Consider the following 1,450-nt stretch of genomic DNA (forward strand, 5'->3'; position numbering starts at 1 on the left):
CACAGACGATCTTTATCGGTTGGATGGGTATACCCATTGTTTCACCTGCTGTGGGTCGGACTTTTTCAGCAGTCTCCTTTCGCCGTGGGAGCCGTCACTACAATGTTCTGACCAGCAATGGCGGCGACGTGGCTACCAATGATGCGGGTGCCGAGACAGGCAACCATCACCGCTGGTGGAACGGCGCGGTGCAACACCTGCAAACAGTGAACAATAACTACGCGGCCTATCCAAGCGGCGATAGCCATCCTACGACGGCCGGGCATCAAAAAGCTACGGCGGAATTTGTGCCGCTGCTCAACATCGCGTACCATCGCTGGCAAAGTGATAGCCCACCGACTGATTCCAGGGTATACCTGCCGATCATCTTGAAACAGGCTGCATCCCAGCCGCCAGCGGGCGATAGTTTGGTGCAACTGCAGGATTTTACTCTCGTTTGCGGCGCATAAAATCGAGCACAAGCGGGTCGATTTTGTGCTCATCGAGACTAGTGAGGCGCATTTCGAGATTCTCGACCCCGCCATAGGTCTCAAGGGCGCTGCGGGTCAGGGTCTCGAACTTGCCATCAGCAGGGCCGGCGTAATAGCCCGCCTCGCTGAGCATCGTCTGGATCTCGCAGGTCAATTCGGGCGTAATGGGCAGCAGCGCCGCCGGATCTGACGTGGTAAGATAGAGACGGTGGAGCCTGAGGAGGCGTTCGAGTTCAACAATTGGCTCTGGGTGATCGTCAACGCGTAAATCGACATAACGATCGTGATTGCCACCATACGCACCGCCGGTGCGTGCGACATAGAGCGCGGCGGCCTGGCGACCGCGGCGATCGCCGCCGGCTGCTTCGCCGGCAGCCAGCGCAATGACCAGGCGTTCGGCGAGTTCACCCTGGGCCATTTCAAAGGCCTCGGCGATCGCCTCGGCGACCCTGGCCCCGGCGAGGATATTGCCTTGCACGGTATAGCCAGCGCCGAGATAGTGCCCTGCCCAGGGCATACAGGCACTGCCAGTATAGGCGGCAACCCGGCCCTGCGCATCAACGATGCCGAGTTGACGTTGATCACGTCCAGGATCATCGGCAATCAACTGGTCACACACCTGTTCGGCGGAGAGCCCCTCGGCCAGCAGTTTCAGCCCATCGGGGCCATAGCGAATATTGGCCCATGCCTGGGTGGCAAGGCCACCGACACCAGCTTGCGCCCAGGGGACAACCGAGCCAACGGCAAGAAACTTGGATTGAACCGCCACACCAACATCGCCCTGCTCAGGATCGAAGGCAACGATAGAAAAAGTGGCAACTGGTTGCATATTCGTCCCTTTCTCTGAACTTCTGCGTAGTATAGCATATTGGAACATCCTGATGAGTCTCGAAGCCCGTTATCTAGGGCTACGTCAAAGTGGTAGGGACACCGATCAGGGCAAGTGCGGCCCCCACGGAAGCGGCGGTCGCGCGCACGGC

2 protein-coding genes are annotated in these 1,450 nt (G+C 59.0%); one reads left to right on the forward strand and one right to left on the reverse strand.

Features of this window, described 5'->3' with window-relative positions:
* Positions 1-449: hypothetical protein (locus A9Q02_RS24045; protein ID WP_172450507.1), on the forward strand; the 449-nt coding region annotated here is incomplete at its 5' end.
* Here the strand turns inward: A9Q02_RS24045 and A9Q02_RS01685 are convergent.
* Positions 427-1,299: a DUF1028 domain-containing protein gene (locus tag A9Q02_RS01685; protein ID WP_097650641.1), complete on the reverse strand. Its 873-nt coding sequence runs from the start codon at positions 1,297-1,299 to the stop codon at positions 427-429. The two genes, A9Q02_RS24045 and A9Q02_RS01685, sit on opposite strands and share 23 nt — an antisense overlap.
* Positions 1,300-1,450 lie beyond the last annotated feature (151 nt).

Source organism: Candidatus Chloroploca asiatica (assembly GCF_002532075.1).
Classification (GTDB): domain Bacteria; phylum Chloroflexota; class Chloroflexia; order Chloroflexales; family Chloroflexaceae; genus Chloroploca; species Chloroploca asiatica.

What these genes read in the sequence shown, in the direction of transcription:
- A9Q02_RS01685 (WP_097650641.1), bottom strand. Translation starts at nt 1,299, where the DNA reads ATGCAACCAGTTGCCACTTTTTCTATCGTTGCCTTCGATCCTGAGCAG.